The following is a 13,638-nucleotide window of genomic DNA, read 5'->3' as shown; positions in this document are numbered from 1 at the left end:
CCTTGAGTGCCGTGTTAGGAGAACAAATGACCGCTACACCCTACATCATTTGCAGAGATGACGAAGTTCTGATAATTGGAGAGCCTCATAACCTTGAAGCGCTTGGCCACGCTCTACTGCTCAAGGCAAAGATGCGCGGCAACTTAAGTTGCACCATCACCGACGGAATCAACAAACCAATCAGAATTATTTCAAGCGATGACATTGACGCCGCTGATGGCGCAAACAAATATCCTAATCTGCCTTTACTTTAGCGTTAATCTGAGTTGTAAACCCAGATTTACTAAACGAATGCTCGACCCGAATTGCTGTCCACTCGCCGGCGATGCCAGTCCTAAACCCGTTTAAAATCAACGGCGACTCTGCAAATAAATCTGGATCTCCGACCGATAAAGTAATGTCGACTGTCGCCGCACCCTGATCAAGCTCTGATTTTTTCGCCCGCGCCGCTTCGATCGCTTGTTGCTGGTCATCATAGGTGTGCCGCAGGGTATGCGCAGGTTTTTCGGCGCTGGTGCTGACCGCGATATTCTGCCCGGTCTGTTTGTCGTGATACATCGCGGTCACCGCCGCATATTTACCGCGATCTGCAATAGTGCATTGGTACCCAGATACCTGTGTTTTGTCGATAATAATCGGCGATAAGCTGGCGCCACCAACGCTTTTCGACTCGCCGGCTTTGGCGAGGATCAAATGATCGTGAGTAACTTTGGCGACAGCGCCGTATTTTTCAGCCAGCCTGGTGAGCAAATGCAGGTCTGATTCTTGCGTTTGATCCACATGCCCCAACTGGATAGCAGATAGATTGGCAGATGTTTTGCCGACAAGGCCGTTACTGCCGGCGATTGTTTTAACCAGATCGCCCAGAGTAATGTTATCGAAGTGCCGGGTTTGCTGAGATTTAAGCTCGCCGGCGGACATGTCAGCGGCTTTTCCGCTAATGCTCAGCGTTTCAGGAAATCCGGTTAACGAGATTTCATCGACCGTGTAAATGCCAACTTTGCTAATCCCGGTTTCTTCGTAGCCAAGGTAAATATCCAATTTTGCGCCTTTGCGCGGCAAGGCAAACAGCCCATCCCGATCGTCCAATTCAATAGTGCAGGTATCTGACCTAAAACCGGCCTCATCAGTTGTCTTGATGCTGATTAATCGATCGTTGATGAGCGCTGTAATGTCTGAGCCGCCGGCTAATACCTTAAACGCCGGTGTTACCTTATCTACTTTAAATGCCGACGCCATATTAATCCCACAATTTAATCGTTTTCACCGTTTCTGAGACGGGTATTTCCGGTAAATCAATCACTACGCCCGAAGGCAACACGGGCCCATGATCGGCCAAGTTTCGATTGACCTCATAGACCAGCTCAACCGCACCGGGACTACCGCCGTAGTAGCGGTGGCAAATCGCATCGATCATATCGCCGGTTTTGGTGCGGTATTGGGTCATGCATCTTCACCGTATCGGGTCATTTTTAAAGTAAAGGACATTTTGCGGGCCACGCCGTTGGATAAAAATGTATCTTTGCTCTCTTCGATTGACTGAATGCACCACTTACCCCAAACATAGCCGTTACCGTCGACCAATATCAACGGCTGACCCTTTCCGGCCTCGGTGCGCATATTGTCTATCTGATGCAGTCCACCAGCATAATCGGGGTAGATGTCGCCCGATAGTGTGATCGAATCATCGCCAGGGCCGGTGTATTGTTGCGCCGGCAGCTTTCCGTAACGCTCGACAGCCTGCCATCGGTAAGCGGTTGATCGGCTAAAGGCCTGATAAGCGGCGGTGTTGATGGAGAAATTAAACACCCCTAAGCGCATCATGATGTTAATCATGCAAAGCGCCTCTGGCGTCTGCGGCCTGTTGCCGCTTCAAATGCTTTGCTACCCGTTCGGCCAGGGCGTTTTGATCTTCCCCAGGCTGCTGGGTGATATGGATCGTCGCGGTATTGGTTTGATGAATAGCCGTCGCGGGGGCTGAACCAGCAGCAGGCGGCATCGCAGGCAACGGCGTAGCCAGCGCCGGCGCCGCAACCGTTGAGGCCATTGCCGCACCTAATACAGTGCCTTTGGCTTGCTGAGAGATATTACTAGCTGCCGATGATACCACCCCTCCAATCGAGCTACCTATCCCCTTAATCCACTCGACTGATTGACCAATCCATGCGAACTTTTCAGCCAGCCAGTTTATTACTGGCTCCCAAACTGCACGTACAGATGATGCGGCAGTAAAAAAAGCAGCCCCAATGGCGCTACCCACCGTAGTTACTACTCCGCCGATGGCCGTAAATACACCGCTAAACCACGTCGTTATCCCACCCCAATTGTTATATATATAATAGACGGCCGCACCCAGGGCAGCGACAGCGACAACGGCAACGGCAACCATTGCCCCGATAGGGTTTGCTATTATGGCCGCATTCCATAACCATTGAGCTGTAGTAACCACGCCGGTCCAGGTAGCCAGGGCTTTTTGCTGGATAGCCGCGCCGAGAACAGCGGCTTTTTGCGCGACCAATGCTCCGGTAGCTCTTAATGACGACAACTGGAAAAAATCCAAAATACCGGCAGCAACGGTAAATACATCCTTAACAACAGTCACGGCATAGCCAACGGCCAAAGTCGTTACTTTTAAGCCGATCAGACCCACTGTAGCACCTATTACCACTTTTGTGACCCCAGGGAATTCCGCCGACAAATCAGCCAAATCGGATGATAGACCCCCGGCAGCACCCAGCGCGGTATTAAATCCGGGCAATAACACGCTACCCAAATTGACCGCCAGCTCAGTCGCCCTGTTCTTTGTGATAGTCAATTGCGCAGCAGTTGTAGCCAATTGAGCTGAGAATTCTTTTGATATACTGCCCTTGGCCGCTTCGCTATTCGCCATTTTGATTTGCGATCGATACTCCTCAATACCGCCGACCAATTTTGCCATAGTATCGGAATGCTCCATGCCAACAAGATCCGCCATAATCCCTAACCGCTGACCTTTAGGCATGCTGCGTATCGCTTCAAGCACTTTCAGGAACGTACCCTCTCCGTCAATTTGCATGCCTTTTTGCACATCATAAAGGCTTAGGCCAATGCTACCCATCGCCTCTTTAAAGTCCTTTGTGCCGCCCTCGGCATTTGCTAGCTTTTGGAACATCGCATTAGTCGCTGTGCCTGCCGTATCGGTAGTCTCGCCGAGGGTTAAAAGCGTTGAACCCAAAGCAGCCATGCTCTTGTCGCCAATTTTTACCGATGCCGCAACACCGCCGACCCGCGACAGAAAGCTGATAATATCCCCGCCTTTGGCGATAGCATTATCATCAAGATAGTTTATGGTATCGGCGAGGCCTTCAATGTTTTTGATGGGGATATTGTAAAGCTTGGCGATTTTCCCCATGTTATCGGCCAACTCACCCTCCGGCAGCTCGAACGCCGTTGCCATCATCCCCGTAACTTTTGCGAAGCCTATTAAATTCTCTTTTTCGACACCCATTCGAGCGCCGGCCGTCACCATATCGGCAATACCGTTCGTGGCGACAGGCATTTCACGGCCCAGCATTTGGATTTGCTTTCGCATATCCGCGTAGACGCCGGTCAACTGACCGGATGGATCGCGCGCGCCGCTAACTTGCTTTGAGACGCCTACCATTGCTGTTTCGAATTTGACGGCCTCACTAATCGGAGCTGATGCCGCATAGGCCATGCCGATAGTCCCGACCATTTGCCCGCCCAGCTCGCTACGCCGGTCGCGGTTGGCTTTTAGCGCATTGGTACGCGCCAGCTGCCTCGACAGCGCTTGCTCTGACTGTATCAGCTTGCGGTTTTCGCCAACGATGCTGCCGACATCGATGCCGTATTTTCTGGCCTTTTCCGATGCTTTGCCCAACGCCAATTCAGTTCTTGCAATCTGCCCGACCAGGTTCGTATTGCTTGAGCCAAACTGGTGCTGCGCAGCTGTCAGATTAGCCAGTTTTGTCCGATACTGCATCACATCATCAGACGCAGCACGGCCCAGCCGAACGCTTTGCAGACTCTTACCGAGCCCGACGGCTTTGGCATCCAGCGTCTGGAACGTGCGCCCCACGGTGCCGGACAGCGCAGCGCCGATAATGATGCCTAACGATATGTTATTTGCCATGACAATGTCCGGTATTATTGATTATACTTAAGGCTCACACAGGAGGTTTTATGCCTAAATCCATCTTCGACCGCATTATGAGTTGGCCGTATCATCCGCAGGCGATCATGGCGCTCAGTTTTTCCGGTTGCTTTATTGTCATGATCCAAGGCGATAATCCGGCGTGGGCGGCGCTGGTTGTTGCGGCTATTGCCGCACCCCTTGCCGCTCTGCTGTTATTACTGCCGTATCTTTGCGCGGTCATCCTATTAGCCGCCGTTCTCTCGCTTCTTTCACTGACTCATACCATTCAAGCAAATCATCACAAGTCCAATCCTGCATCTCGCTAAGCCGCCAACCGGTACTAGCGGCTACGACGATGCAGGCGATTCTGATGTCTTTTTCCGACCAGACAAAAAACTTTTATACACCTTCTGAATCGCGCCGTAATCAGCCATATCCATGTTGTTTATGTCTTCGGGCGCTACTTCGCATAGATTAGCGAACATAGCGATTTCCACCTCAACATCGCCCCCCTCAACCTTACTTGCTGCGCGTATGTCCCGGACTTTCGGGCGGCGCATGGTCAATTTGCTAAGGCCGTTTTCCAGCGGGAACAGCAGTTCTATCGCCTCACTGCCCGGTAATGTTTGTGCCGTTTCTGCGCTCATTTACTTAACCTCTGTTTTGGGCTTTTCAGCCGGTTTTAATTCAATGTGACCAGACAACAACAGGTATTTAGCCTGCCTGCTGTTCAGCTTGATAGTGTCGCCTTCGGCATTGCCTTCAATCGCTTTTTTTACAATGTATTCGCTCATTTACATCCCCAGGTTTTTACGCGTGACTGCTAATTGATCTACGCCGTTGACGATGCGGATCATGTTCGGCACGTCGATTTCATGTACCACCTCGTTGCCGATCGTATGTTTGTAATAGCGCAGTGCCAACGATCCCTTCAGGCTCGCCTTATCACCCGGTTTCCAGCTGCCAGGGTCCATTTCTTTCAACATGCCTTGCATCTGGATAATGACCGGCTTTTCTATGCCGTCCTCGCTGCTGAGGGAGCCACGGAAAGTCAGCGGCTTGATGTTGCCGGGAGCCAGTCCAAATATCTTTAACACCTCGGCATCGTATTTAGTCAGAGAGAAGCTCGCCTCCAGTTTGTCCATGCCCATTTCAACTTCAACCGGCGCATCCATGCCGCCGTTTCGGAATTCTTCGGTTTTCATGGTCAGTTTGGGCGGCGACAATTCTTCGACGTTACCGGCATAGCCGCGACCATCAACAAACAGGTTTAAATTCTTTAAAATATCGTTCAGTGCCATTAGAATAATTCCTTAATGTAATCGTTGACCAAATGACTGCGGAAAGTGACATGCTCAGCAGGATAAGGAGGGGTAAAGTCGAAATCGAAATACACCTTGCCCTGGCTGATTTGATCCGGCGTATTCAAAGCTTCATCAGCCCAGCAAGAACCGCCCAAAATAGCGCCGACAGTAACCAGGTGCCGTAAATAGGCGTTCACACCCTCAACGACATCCTCAATGTAGGTTTTAGTGATGTTGCGATCTACTGCCCACATGTGAGCAACTAACAACGATTCCTCGATCATGTCGGCAGTTCTTACCACTGACAAAAACGCCCACTTTGGATCGGCTGAACAAGTGCGGTTGCCCCATAAACGGTAGCCGTCCTTTTGAATGATGGTAGCTACTTCATTTTCGTTGAGATAATTAGCTCGAGAGTTAACATCGCCTAAAGTGAAGTCGATTGCCCGGCCCGTTCCAATAATACCGTAGACCTCCCGATTGGATGGGCTCCACCAAAAACCACGCTCGTTGTCCGATTTGGCTATTATCCCGGCCACACGGCCCGAATTTGGCCGACTTACTTCAGAGTTAGAAATGGTATCCCAGACCTTGACAGGAGGATCGACAACATACACTCGCTTGCTGCCGAAATTCTCGCGAAAACTAATCGCGGCGGCGTCATCCGTTCCAGGTCCCTCGGTAGGGACAACCGCTTTCATCCTGTCAGCAATGCCCAGCAATTCGGAAACCACTGCAACATCGTTGGTAAATCCAGGCGCAATCAGGATGCGAGGCCGCACCTTGACGACAGACTCGGCATTTAAAAACACCTGCACACCTGCATTGATGCCGCCAATAATGTTGGATTTGGTCGCGGCGGCATCAATGCCTTCCGCAACCCTGACCACAACAACCATTGCGCCGACCTGATCGAAAATATCGTCCATCGCATCAGGCAATGTGCCCTGCTTGTCACCTACCGTATCAAGCCCTGCGGCCTCGTTGCGGCTACCAGTTACCAGCACCGGAGTGTTGAGCGGGAAAGCCTCGTTTACGCCGCCCGACAACGGCTGCGCCTTAACCGATGCCCCTACCGCACTAGCGCCTGTCGATGCGCCGGTGTTCGCTGAAGTAACTAATAAAGCAGCCGCTGCACTGGCGGTAACTGCGGCAATAACTTGCGCTGCGGTTGATGTAATTGCCCCGGTAACGCCGGTGGCAAGATTAACCGTAATCACCGTGCCGCTGACAGATACGCTGAGCGCCTGACTGTTGCCCTTCGGGTCTTTATGATGCACAGTGATGTCGTTACCCGCTTTGCCGGGCGTAACGGCTGTGTATGTGATGGCGTTATTGCTTGCGACTACGCCGGTCAACAGACTGGCCGTCGCTGCCGGAGCGCTGTTGGGGGCCGTCCCAATCAATCCGATAACAGATGCTTTGACGGTACTAATGGGGCGCTGTCCATCGTCTACCTCAACGATTTCGACGCCGTGTAAGAATTGTTCGGACATCTTTTTAAACTCCGGGTGATAAAATTAAGTTATTACAATTAACGATCTCCGTGTCATTACCAGACAACACAGTCAAAATCGGTGTAAGCAGGTGACGGCGAATTAACTATGACGTCGATCTCTGCCAATTTGGTTTCATAGTGGTCGAACTGAGCGGAGATATGCGCCTCAATGTCGTGCGCCAGCGCCAGCAGCTGAGCGTGCGTATGCAGCCTACGGGCTTTAATCCCATCAACATCGGTGCAGGTGAATTTGCCGCCGTTGCCCAGCGAGATCAAGTTATTTAAGTAATTCCTGTTTTCCGCCTGCGTCCCGTAAGCATGTGGTGATCCAAGCGCGGCACTTGTTAAGCCGCTCCCCACCGCAGCATCCCGCGCGTTCTTTATTTCAGCTATTTTCGCTATTATGTGATCGGCGAACGGAAATCGAATCTCATCCGCCTCAGCTTTGGAGCAAGGGATCAGACCCGGCAGGATGAAATCATCTTGTGATCCATCCGCATCGTAGGCGTATATTTCCGTTCCAGCGGGATCTTTGAAATATTTATGTGTCATAAAAGCGATCCTAATAAAGTTCTGACCAATTGATTAACGAGGCCGTCCCTATATTCGTGAGCCCCCTATACGTGTGAAACGGCGGCACTATCGCCGATACCGTGCATGCCTGGTCATAGCCCAGGTAAGAGCCGCTGCCTATAATTTCACATATTTCGCCGGTGTACGGGTTCGTGACGCGTATAATCGCATGCGCCTGCACCGAGTTAGTGATCGACATTGTCACAGCTATGGGTGAATATGAGCTGTTGGTATACGTCGTATTCATAGCGCGTTCTGCTGTTTTGTCTCTGTTTGTTTGACCGACGCCGATCGCCAGTGTTAATCCACCGATGTTCCAGTTCTGTGCATCATTACCGCTGACAAAACATGATTCGCCTACCGCTAATATCAGCGTATTCCCGGCCCCTCGTGGGGATATAATTGTTTCATTTTCCCATCCTTTAAGCATAACGGGCTGACCGGAAATATTGCAAAGCCATAATCCGGGGGACATCGTTGCATCCAATGTGCTGGACAATCCCGGTAACGTATATATTTGATTGGGCGTGTTCCCCCCCAGATTTATGAAACCTCCCAAATGTGTTACCGATAATTCGGTCGAAGCGTCTAAATAATAATACCCGGAAAAATTACCCAGCACTTTTTTAACGAACGCCGTGCTGGCGACAGATCCGCCATTATTAAATAGAGATGGAGTTGGCGTCGTCGGATCTCCGGCAAACGCCGGGCTTGAAATCGGCGCTTTTAGCGCCAGCGCGTTAGCTACGTTTGCGGCAAAACTGGCATCGTTACCCAGCGCGGCGGCTAATTCGGACAGAGTATCAAGCACCGCAGGCGCCGAATTAACGACGCTCGCAACGGCTACATTAATCGCCTGCCTGACGCGTAGCGCATTCCACGCTCTCACTATTGTAGCCGTTCCGGCCTCCGCTTCGGCTTGAGGAACGATAGTCTCCAAAGAATCCAGATGCTGCTTTAGATATGCAGTACGATTTGCTAAATTTCTGATTCCCGCGTTCGCTTTCCCGTCGGGACCGCCCATTGCAATATCGTTAGTTTCTTTTTGATAGACACCTACATCATATGTAGCCGTTTCCGGTAGATCAGCCATTACAGTACTCCGCCATTGTATTTTTTTGTCCCATCATAAGCCCACGTTCCGTCATAAAATAAGTTCGCAAATATCAAATTACGCAGCACCGATCTGGCGTTTTTATAACGCATAATGCGGTCGCGTATTTTTTGAATCATAGCCTCATCGGGAGTCGACCCGATATTTAACACGACATCGAACATCGGCCACGCACTGTCAGCTCCATACGTCCAGCTGCCGTCATAGGTATGCGCACCGTTGTAGTAATTGACAGTGCCTTCATTGATCGTAACATTGTCATAACCCAGCGCCGATAATGCTGTGTGGATCGCAAACGGCGTACCTTTATGGCTATGCACTTCGTAGCTGACGGCAATCGTGTTGCGTTTTTGCGTTTCGGTCCAGGTTTCGTCCCACTCATCAACTGACAACGCCCAAGCCAGCCAGGGAAGAAACGCCACGGGACAAGTTTGAGGGTTCCATAATTTAACGATGTCCACAGGAACGCTGCCCACGCGGGAAATCGCATCATCCAGCGCATGCTCTTGCTGATTAGCATTGGGCGGTAGCAGATTAGACACTTACGCCGCCATTGGTGATTGTTATTCCCGTGCAATATCCAACTTGGTGCTTACTGATCACTACATCGGAAACAGGACTCGCCAAAACGACGTTTTGCACGCCAGGCTGCTTAAGCGCCGCATAGATGCCCGCTAATGTGATGTCATCGCCCACTTTACGGGCTGAGGCTTTATAGGCATTAAGCGCATCATCAGCAGCCTGCAATGCAGTCGCACTGCTGGGGCCGTCATAAAAGTACAGGGTAGCGTCAATGACGTAATCGATGACTTCCACGGAGCGCACGGTTAGCCTATCCGTCAACGGCCGAACTTTATCCGCCCTCAAGGCAGTATCGACTAACGCTAGCAGCGGCGCATCGGCAGAACCATTGCCCAGCCTGGATAATACGGTAATTGCCACCATGCCAGGCTCCGGCGTGATCAAATTGGCGGCATAATCAATCACGACTAAACCTGTGCCATCTAAATGGAACTCCACGGCATCAACGGCAATGTCCTCGACATCGCCGCTGGCGCTCAGTCCGTGGAAAATGTAACTGCCGATACTGCCGGCCGTGGTTATGCCTTCGAATGCCAGTTGAATGCGTCGACGAAATGGCTCATCTTGCTCGTAGACTGCGGCGACCGGAGGGATAGCATTCGGATCAGCCGGGGTTATTAATAACCGCTGAACGTTGTAAATAGGATTAGCCCCGAACTGATCCAATTGCGGGCCTTTAGCCTTAGCCAGCATCACAGCCAGCGCCGCATCGTTGACGCGCTGGCGCAACAGCAGTTCACGGTACGCTGCAATCTCCAAAATTTTATAGGCTGGGTCTGACTCCAATAAGGCGCTAAATGCACTGTCGCGCACCTGCAAATCGGCGAGCATATCGGCGACTATCGCCTCGAAACTCAGTGTCTCGACTATATCGGGGGCCGGTATCAGCGATAAATCAATCTGAGTAAAATTCATAAAATAATCCCATCTAACCGAATCTGGTTGCCTTCAGGTCTATATTTTCCGTACAGTGTCAACTCCACGCTACCTGTATCGGTTACGCCATTCAGCTCGACCCGCTCCAATTTTATGCGCGGTTCCCACTTATCCAGCGCCTCAGCGGTGGCCGCGACAATATCGATAATCGTTGTTCCGTTCAGAGGAGCATCGATCAGCTCGAACAATCGCGATCCGTAATCGCGGCGCATGACTCGTGTGCCGATAGGCGTTGTCAAAATGTCGCGGATGGACTGCTTGAGGTGATCAATGCCACCCAACGCCGTTCCGGTTTGGTTGTTGATTCCGATCATGAGATCAAAAACCAATTGCGCCCGCTGGACGCATGACCGCACGAAGCAAGATGCCCTTGCCTACATACAGGAACGCCGCCCAGCGTCATCCATGCCGAGCCCTCAGCCATAACCGGCGCAGCATGTGCGCCTGTGCCATGCCCCTGAACTGGATCGCCCAAAAGAATGACTTTTTGGGACTCGACAAAAAACCAGGACTGCCCACCGTTTAATTGTTCGCCACCGGCAGAATCTGTCGTATTTACCGCTATACCGAAACTCATGATTGTAGCCCCTCGAATTTCGGCGTTGTCAGCGTCGTTGCTCCGTCTTTTAGCTCCAGAGTTGTCCTGCCGACAGTGATAACAACTGACCCGTCGGAAGGAATATTTATTTTGTAGGCATGAGCAACCCGATCATATTCGACTACTGCGCCATCTTTGTAAGTGGTGTTGTGCTTGTCGGGTGACGTGACCGGGTAAGGGTGCGCGGTCTGGAATATCCCAGCCAACGCGACGCCCTGATTCATCTCGCCGCTGGGCGAGAAAATCATAACCTGCTCGCCTACGTCGAGCGGGTCGCAACTTCTATCCTCGCCCGCGCTCAGTCCAAACCACGGCAGCCATTCCGTTAAAAATCCACGCTCTTTAGAGTCCTCGCCTATCCAAATTCTGGCCTTGGGCGGGCTAATGCCATAATTAACCTGATCCACTTTGCCGATGCGAATCAGGTTACTGATGCGGCGGTCTATTTCAGTTACATCAAAGCTCATGGCGCTACCTGTATGTACTGATCTTCATTGCCAGTGCCGATCAATGGCGACTGCCCTAAATATACGGTAGACGGCACAATGCCTGACGGCGCCCAAATGCTGTCGCCTAAATAAAATGTCTGGTCCCACGACACGAACCACGACTCGTAGCCGTTTTTTTCAGGGTCGAACTTGCCAGGCCCAGCAGTAAAACTACTAGGGAAACTTGCATCACGCGCAAGGCCCCATTTATTATTCCTGGCGTTTGATAGAAATTGCGCCGCAAAGTTGCTAGTCTGTATCTGCAAATCGGGGGTTGACCTTCCAAGGATACAATTCGCCGTAATTTGACAGTCCAACGGCGTTCTGCCGTCGCCAACATCGTCGCCTGGACTAAATGACTCCAACTCCAGAATAATGGCCGGCGTTTTTATCGGTTTTGGCTGTCCGCTTGCCTCATCACCCTGCTCGTACCATTCAACCGTATTGACGTTAGCGCCGAAATGCGCGGCAATGGTGGCTTTGATAGCTGCATGAAAACTGGGAACTGTAAGCGCGGTCATCGCGTCGCCCTCTCTAACTCAAATCCGATTAAGCGCTGGGTCCGGCTGGATAGCTGCTGCTCAGCTTGGGGGATTAGGCGGCGGACGACTTCATTGGCAAAACTGTCGATCCTGACGTTTTGGCGTCTGATAGGCAACCGGGCCTTTGATTTGCGTGCAAAAATTCCGGTATGCCCGGATTTTGTCACAGCCTTAAATCCGCCCTTAAAATAAAAACCGCCCGCCATATAACCGCTATCGATTGCGCCTTCGTCTTTTAACGCCATCGCATCAATTGGCTTTATCCCTAGCCAGACTTTGCCGGTAATAATGGCATTCAGATTTGCCGAAGCCATACCTTGCCTTACCCTGCCTAATAAATTCTTTCTCGGGAGACCTGTTGCAGAGGGTAGCTCTCGCAGCAACCGGCTTTTTATCCATGCCGTAGTTTCATTAATAGCCCGCGACTGGATGCGTTTTATTGCGGCGGGCGATAAAACGCTTAGCTCTAACCGATCAAGGTCGCTGGTATTTAGCTCAACATCGAGCCAGCCAAAATCTGAGCCACCGGTGATCGCCATCTTATTTCCACCCGTTGGCTGTGGCCGTGGTGTTGCCCGGCTGATTTAAAATAACGACCAACACGCCATCGCCTTTTGGCAGGGCTTCTGAAACGTCATAGATTTTACCAAAATACAGCGCTGACCAACCCTTACAGATCCCTGGCACATCATTGTCTAGCACCTCAACGATCACGCTGTAAACATCCACTTTAGCAATGATGTTATCCAGCCACGAATAGCCGTCCTGATTGTTTTTTCCGGGACGGGATGCTAGCACGCACTTAACCGGCAGAGCCGCGCCAACAGGCGGCGTCAGCACGATGTCGTCACCCAGCGCTGACATAATCACAGCATCGGCCGAAGCAAAGGCGGTTGCAAAACTCATGATCTGCCCCCACGAGGCTGATACTTATCGCGGCACGGCACGCAAGCGCCATCGACAAGCCGCCCAAACCACTCGCCGCAGAAATCGCAGTCGCCAGGTTTGCCCGCATCCAGCGTAAACGGAATACGGTTAGCTATAGCGATTTCGCGCTCTTTCTCGGCGTAATCGTTGGCTTGGTCGATGATGTCGGTCATAACTTTCCTGTTGTTGTGAATCGTGCAAACGCGCGATCTGCCGCCGTCTCAAATATAAATATCGCCCGGCTACCCATGTGCGCTGAAATGCCGATAAAAGCCGCAGACAGCGGACCTGGGAGCTGCGCGTACTCGCACAAGTAAAAGGTGATTACCCCGACAAATGCACTGATCAACAATTCTCCCAACAATTCATGGATACTAAACCGGCTGATAATTCCGGCCTTAACCTTACGCAAGTATCCAACACACCCGCCGAATAACGACAGAGCGAATACCCAGGCATAGGTCAACAGCGTGTATGAAAGCGGGTCTTTTTCTGGCATCATCTTGTCCATAGTCAAAAGAAGATTAACGGGCGACGCCTTTTGTTTTCTCAAAAGACCGCATCCCTGATAGTCCCAACAACCCCATCAGGATTTGCAACGTAATATTAGTGTCAATAACCGGGAAAATACCGGCGTAACCAAAGGCAACTACTGCGACAAATCGCGCGAATGGCTCAATCAACGCCGAGTACGCCAATGCTGCCCCACATATCCAGCCAATCGCGGGACGCCAACCCGACACAAACACCGAGCTACTACCCGCCTCGATTTTATTAATGTCGAGCTGGCCCATAACCAAATTAAACTGGTTCTGCATCTCTTGTGATAGCTCTGCCAGTTTAGCTTTTTCAATTTCTGTGGCATCCGGCCAAATACGCTTAATTGCGCTATCGGCCAGCGTGGTTACAGCTGTTATGGCGTCATCAATACCGAGCATGGC

General features: G+C 51.3%; 23 protein-coding genes. 2 read left to right on the top strand and 21 right to left on the bottom strand.

Annotated features, from left to right (window positions below):
* Window positions 1–26: 26 nt before the first annotated feature.
* The gene (locus B0F88_RS04660; RefSeq protein WP_104422789.1) at window positions 27–254 is read left to right on the top strand and encodes a hypothetical protein; all 228 of its coding nucleotides are present in this window, start codon (window positions 27–29) and stop codon (window positions 252–254) included.
* On the opposite strand, the gene B0F88_RS04655 is transcribed toward B0F88_RS04660, so the two are convergent.
* From B0F88_RS04655 to B0F88_RS04640, 4 genes are read right to left on the bottom strand one after another with little or no spacing between them, the layout of a single operon-like run.
* Window positions 235–1,239 carry a contractile injection system protein, VgrG/Pvc8 family gene (locus B0F88_RS04655; RefSeq protein WP_104422788.1) on the bottom strand — a complete coding sequence of 335 codons (1,005 nt, stop codon included), beginning with the start codon at window positions 1,237–1,239 and terminating at the stop codon, window positions 235–237. The genes B0F88_RS04660 and B0F88_RS04655 overlap by 20 nt on opposite strands.
* 1 nt (window position 1,240) lies before the next feature.
* Window positions 1,241–1,447, bottom strand: coding sequence for a tail protein X (locus tag B0F88_RS04650; protein WP_104422787.1), 207 nt, complete (start codon window positions 1,445–1,447; stop codon window positions 1,241–1,243).
* Window positions 1,444–1,836 carry a phage tail protein gene (locus B0F88_RS04645; RefSeq protein WP_104422786.1) on the bottom strand — a complete coding sequence of 131 codons (393 nt, stop codon included), beginning with the start codon at window positions 1,834–1,836 and terminating at the stop codon, window positions 1,444–1,446. Before B0F88_RS04645 ends, B0F88_RS04650 begins: the two co-directional genes overlap by 4 nt.
* On the bottom strand, window positions 1,829–4,132 hold the full coding sequence (locus tag B0F88_RS04640) for a phage tail tape measure protein (protein ID WP_104422785.1): 2,304 nt from the start codon (window positions 4,130–4,132) through the stop codon (window positions 1,829–1,831). Before B0F88_RS04640 ends, B0F88_RS04645 begins: the two co-directional genes overlap by 8 nt.
* A gap of 50 nt (window positions 4,133–4,182) precedes the next feature.
* On the opposite strand from B0F88_RS04640, the gene B0F88_RS04635 reads away from it, so the two are divergent.
* Window positions 4,183–4,461 carry a hypothetical protein gene (locus B0F88_RS04635; RefSeq protein ID WP_104422784.1) on the top strand — a complete coding sequence of 93 codons (279 nt, stop codon included), beginning with the start codon at window positions 4,183–4,185 and terminating at the stop codon, window positions 4,459–4,461.
* A 21-nt stretch (window positions 4,462–4,482) separates the two neighbouring features.
* On the opposite strand, the gene B0F88_RS04630 is transcribed toward B0F88_RS04635, so the two are convergent.
* Genes B0F88_RS04630 through B0F88_RS04555 form a run of 17 tightly spaced genes read right to left on the bottom strand, consistent with a single transcriptional unit; the run spans window position 4,483 to window position 13,635 of the window.
* The gene (locus B0F88_RS04630) at window positions 4,483–4,782 is read right to left on the bottom strand and encodes a phage tail assembly protein (RefSeq protein ID WP_104422783.1); all 300 of its coding nucleotides are present in this window, start codon (window positions 4,780–4,782) and stop codon (window positions 4,483–4,485) included.
* Complete coding sequence (locus B0F88_RS19310; protein ID WP_181049835.1) at window positions 4,783–4,929, bottom strand: hypothetical protein; 147 nt, start codon at window positions 4,927–4,929, stop codon at window positions 4,783–4,785.
* Window positions 4,930–5,436 carry a phage major tail tube protein gene (locus tag B0F88_RS04625; RefSeq protein ID WP_104422782.1) on the bottom strand — a complete coding sequence of 169 codons (507 nt, stop codon included), beginning with the start codon at window positions 5,434–5,436 and terminating at the stop codon, window positions 4,930–4,932.
* Window positions 5,436–6,935, bottom strand: coding sequence for a phage tail sheath subtilisin-like domain-containing protein (locus B0F88_RS04620; RefSeq protein WP_104422781.1), 1,500 nt, complete (start codon window positions 6,933–6,935; stop codon window positions 5,436–5,438). Before B0F88_RS04620 ends, B0F88_RS04625 begins: the two co-directional genes overlap by 1 nt.
* Window positions 6,936–6,991: 56 nt before the next feature.
* The gene (locus B0F88_RS04615) at window positions 6,992–7,489 is read right to left on the bottom strand and encodes a DUF4376 domain-containing protein (RefSeq protein WP_104422780.1); all 498 of its coding nucleotides are present in this window, start codon (window positions 7,487–7,489) and stop codon (window positions 6,992–6,994) included.
* 10 nt (window positions 7,490–7,499) lie between these two features.
* Window positions 7,500–8,603, bottom strand: a complete 1,104-nt coding sequence (locus tag B0F88_RS04610) for a hypothetical protein (protein WP_104422779.1) — start codon at window positions 8,601–8,603, stop codon at window positions 7,500–7,502.
* Entirely contained in the window at window positions 8,603–9,166 is a 564-nt protein-coding gene (locus tag B0F88_RS04605; RefSeq protein ID WP_104422778.1) for a phage tail protein I, read from the bottom strand. The genes B0F88_RS04610 and B0F88_RS04605 overlap by 1 nt, the downstream gene beginning before the upstream one ends.
* Complete coding sequence (locus B0F88_RS04600) at window positions 9,159–10,121, bottom strand: baseplate assembly protein (protein ID WP_104422777.1); 963 nt, start codon at window positions 10,119–10,121, stop codon at window positions 9,159–9,161. Before B0F88_RS04600 ends, B0F88_RS04605 begins: the two co-directional genes overlap by 8 nt.
* Complete coding sequence (locus B0F88_RS04595; RefSeq protein ID WP_104422776.1) at window positions 10,118–10,456, bottom strand: GPW/gp25 family protein; 339 nt, start codon at window positions 10,454–10,456, stop codon at window positions 10,118–10,120. The genes B0F88_RS04600 and B0F88_RS04595 overlap by 4 nt, the downstream gene beginning before the upstream one ends.
* Window positions 10,453–10,719, bottom strand: coding sequence for a hypothetical protein (locus B0F88_RS04590; RefSeq protein WP_104422775.1), 267 nt, complete (start codon window positions 10,717–10,719; stop codon window positions 10,453–10,455). The genes B0F88_RS04595 and B0F88_RS04590 overlap by 4 nt, the downstream gene beginning before the upstream one ends.
* Complete coding sequence (locus B0F88_RS04585) at window positions 10,716–11,207, bottom strand: phage baseplate assembly protein V (protein WP_104422774.1); 492 nt, start codon at window positions 11,205–11,207, stop codon at window positions 10,716–10,718. The genes B0F88_RS04590 and B0F88_RS04585 overlap by 4 nt, the downstream gene beginning before the upstream one ends.
* Entirely contained in the window at window positions 11,204–11,749 is a 546-nt protein-coding gene (locus B0F88_RS04580; RefSeq protein ID WP_104422773.1) for a hypothetical protein, read from the bottom strand. Before B0F88_RS04580 ends, B0F88_RS04585 begins: the two co-directional genes overlap by 4 nt.
* Window positions 11,746–12,309 (bottom strand): hypothetical protein, encoded by a 564-nt coding sequence (locus B0F88_RS04575; RefSeq protein ID WP_104422772.1) that lies wholly within the window; start codon window positions 12,307–12,309, stop codon window positions 11,746–11,748. Before B0F88_RS04575 ends, B0F88_RS04580 begins: the two co-directional genes overlap by 4 nt.
* A gap of 1 nt (window position 12,310) precedes the next feature.
* Entirely contained in the window at window positions 12,311–12,676 is a 366-nt protein-coding gene (locus B0F88_RS04570; RefSeq protein ID WP_104422771.1) for a head-tail joining protein, read from the bottom strand.
* Window positions 12,673–12,870 carry a conjugal transfer protein TraR gene (locus B0F88_RS04565; protein ID WP_104422770.1) on the bottom strand — a complete coding sequence of 66 codons (198 nt, stop codon included), beginning with the start codon at window positions 12,868–12,870 and terminating at the stop codon, window positions 12,673–12,675. Before B0F88_RS04565 ends, B0F88_RS04570 begins: the two co-directional genes overlap by 4 nt.
* A complete protein-coding gene (locus B0F88_RS04560; protein ID WP_258076558.1) occupies window positions 12,867–13,199 on the bottom strand; it encodes a phage holin family protein in 333 nt (110 codons plus the stop codon). Before B0F88_RS04560 ends, B0F88_RS04565 begins: the two co-directional genes overlap by 4 nt.
* 22 nt (window positions 13,200–13,221) lie before the next feature.
* Entirely contained in the window at window positions 13,222–13,635 is a 414-nt protein-coding gene (locus B0F88_RS04555; protein ID WP_104422769.1) for a 3TM-type holin, read from the bottom strand.
* Window positions 13,636–13,638: the final 3 nt, after the last annotated feature.

The sequence above is a fragment of the Methylobacter tundripaludum genome, from assembly GCF_002934365.1.
Lineage (GTDB): Bacteria > Pseudomonadota > Gammaproteobacteria > Methylococcales > Methylomonadaceae > Methylobacter_A > Methylobacter_A tundripaludum_A.
Note: the sequence above shows the minus strand (reverse complement) of the source record. Positions and strands in the feature narration are given on the sequence as shown.

Bases quoted from the DNA above. Each gene is read 5' to 3' on its own strand.
- B0F88_RS04660 (WP_104422789.1), top strand. From the start codon at position 27: ATGACCGCTACACCCTACATCATTTGCAGAGATGACGAAGTTCTGATA.
- B0F88_RS04655 (WP_104422788.1), bottom strand. From the start codon at position 1,239: ATGGCGTCGGCATTTAAAGTAGATAAGGTAACACCGGCGTTTAAGGTA.
- B0F88_RS04650 (WP_104422787.1), bottom strand. From the start codon at position 1,447: ATGACCCAATACCGCACCAAAACCGGCGATATGATCGATGCGATTTGC.
- B0F88_RS04645 (WP_104422786.1), bottom strand. From the start codon at position 1,836: ATGATTAACATCATGATGCGCTTAGGGGTGTTTAATTTCTCCATCAAC.
- B0F88_RS04640 (WP_104422785.1), bottom strand. From the start codon at position 4,132: ATGGCAAATAACATATCGTTAGGCATCATTATCGGCGCTGCGCTGTCC.
- B0F88_RS04635 (WP_104422784.1), top strand. From the start codon at position 4,183: ATGCCTAAATCCATCTTCGACCGCATTATGAGTTGGCCGTATCATCCG.
- B0F88_RS04630 (WP_104422783.1), bottom strand. From the start codon at position 4,782: ATGAGCGCAGAAACGGCACAAACATTACCGGGCAGTGAGGCGATAGAA.
- B0F88_RS19310 (WP_181049835.1), bottom strand. From the start codon at position 4,929: ATGAGCGAATACATTGTAAAAAAAGCGATTGAAGGCAATGCCGAAGGC.
- B0F88_RS04625 (WP_104422782.1), bottom strand. From the start codon at position 5,436: ATGGCACTGAACGATATTTTAAAGAATTTAAACCTGTTTGTTGATGGT.
- B0F88_RS04620 (WP_104422781.1), bottom strand. From the start codon at position 6,935: ATGTCCGAACAATTCTTACACGGCGTCGAAATCGTTGAGGTAGACGAT.
- B0F88_RS04615 (WP_104422780.1), bottom strand. From the start codon at position 7,489: ATGACACATAAATATTTCAAAGATCCCGCTGGAACGGAAATATACGCC.
- B0F88_RS04610 (WP_104422779.1), bottom strand. From the start codon at position 8,603: ATGGCTGATCTACCGGAAACGGCTACATATGATGTAGGTGTCTATCAA.
- B0F88_RS04600 (WP_104422777.1), bottom strand. From the start codon at position 10,121: ATGAATTTTACTCAGATTGATTTATCGCTGATACCGGCCCCCGATATA.
- B0F88_RS04595 (WP_104422776.1), bottom strand. From the start codon at position 10,456: ATGATCGGAATCAACAACCAAACCGGAACGGCGTTGGGTGGCATTGAT.
- B0F88_RS04590 (WP_104422775.1), bottom strand. From the start codon at position 10,719: ATGAGTTTCGGTATAGCGGTAAATACGACAGATTCTGCCGGTGGCGAA.
- B0F88_RS04585 (WP_104422774.1), bottom strand. From the start codon at position 11,207: ATGAGCTTTGATGTAACTGAAATAGACCGCCGCATCAGTAACCTGATT.
- B0F88_RS04580 (WP_104422773.1), bottom strand. From the start codon at position 11,749: ATGACCGCGCTTACAGTTCCCAGTTTTCATGCAGCTATCAAAGCCACC.
- B0F88_RS04575 (WP_104422772.1), bottom strand. From the start codon at position 12,309: ATGGCGATCACCGGTGGCTCAGATTTTGGCTGGCTCGATGTTGAGCTA.
- B0F88_RS04570 (WP_104422771.1), bottom strand. From the start codon at position 12,676: ATGAGTTTTGCAACCGCCTTTGCTTCGGCCGATGCTGTGATTATGTCA.
- B0F88_RS04565 (WP_104422770.1), bottom strand. From the start codon at position 12,870: ATGACCGACATCATCGACCAAGCCAACGATTACGCCGAGAAAGAGCGC.
- B0F88_RS04560 (WP_258076558.1), bottom strand. From the start codon at position 13,199: ATGATGCCAGAAAAAGACCCGCTTTCATACACGCTGTTGACCTATGCC.
- B0F88_RS04555 (WP_104422769.1), bottom strand. From the start codon at position 13,635: ATGCTCGGTATTGATGACGCCATAACAGCTGTAACCACGCTGGCCGAT.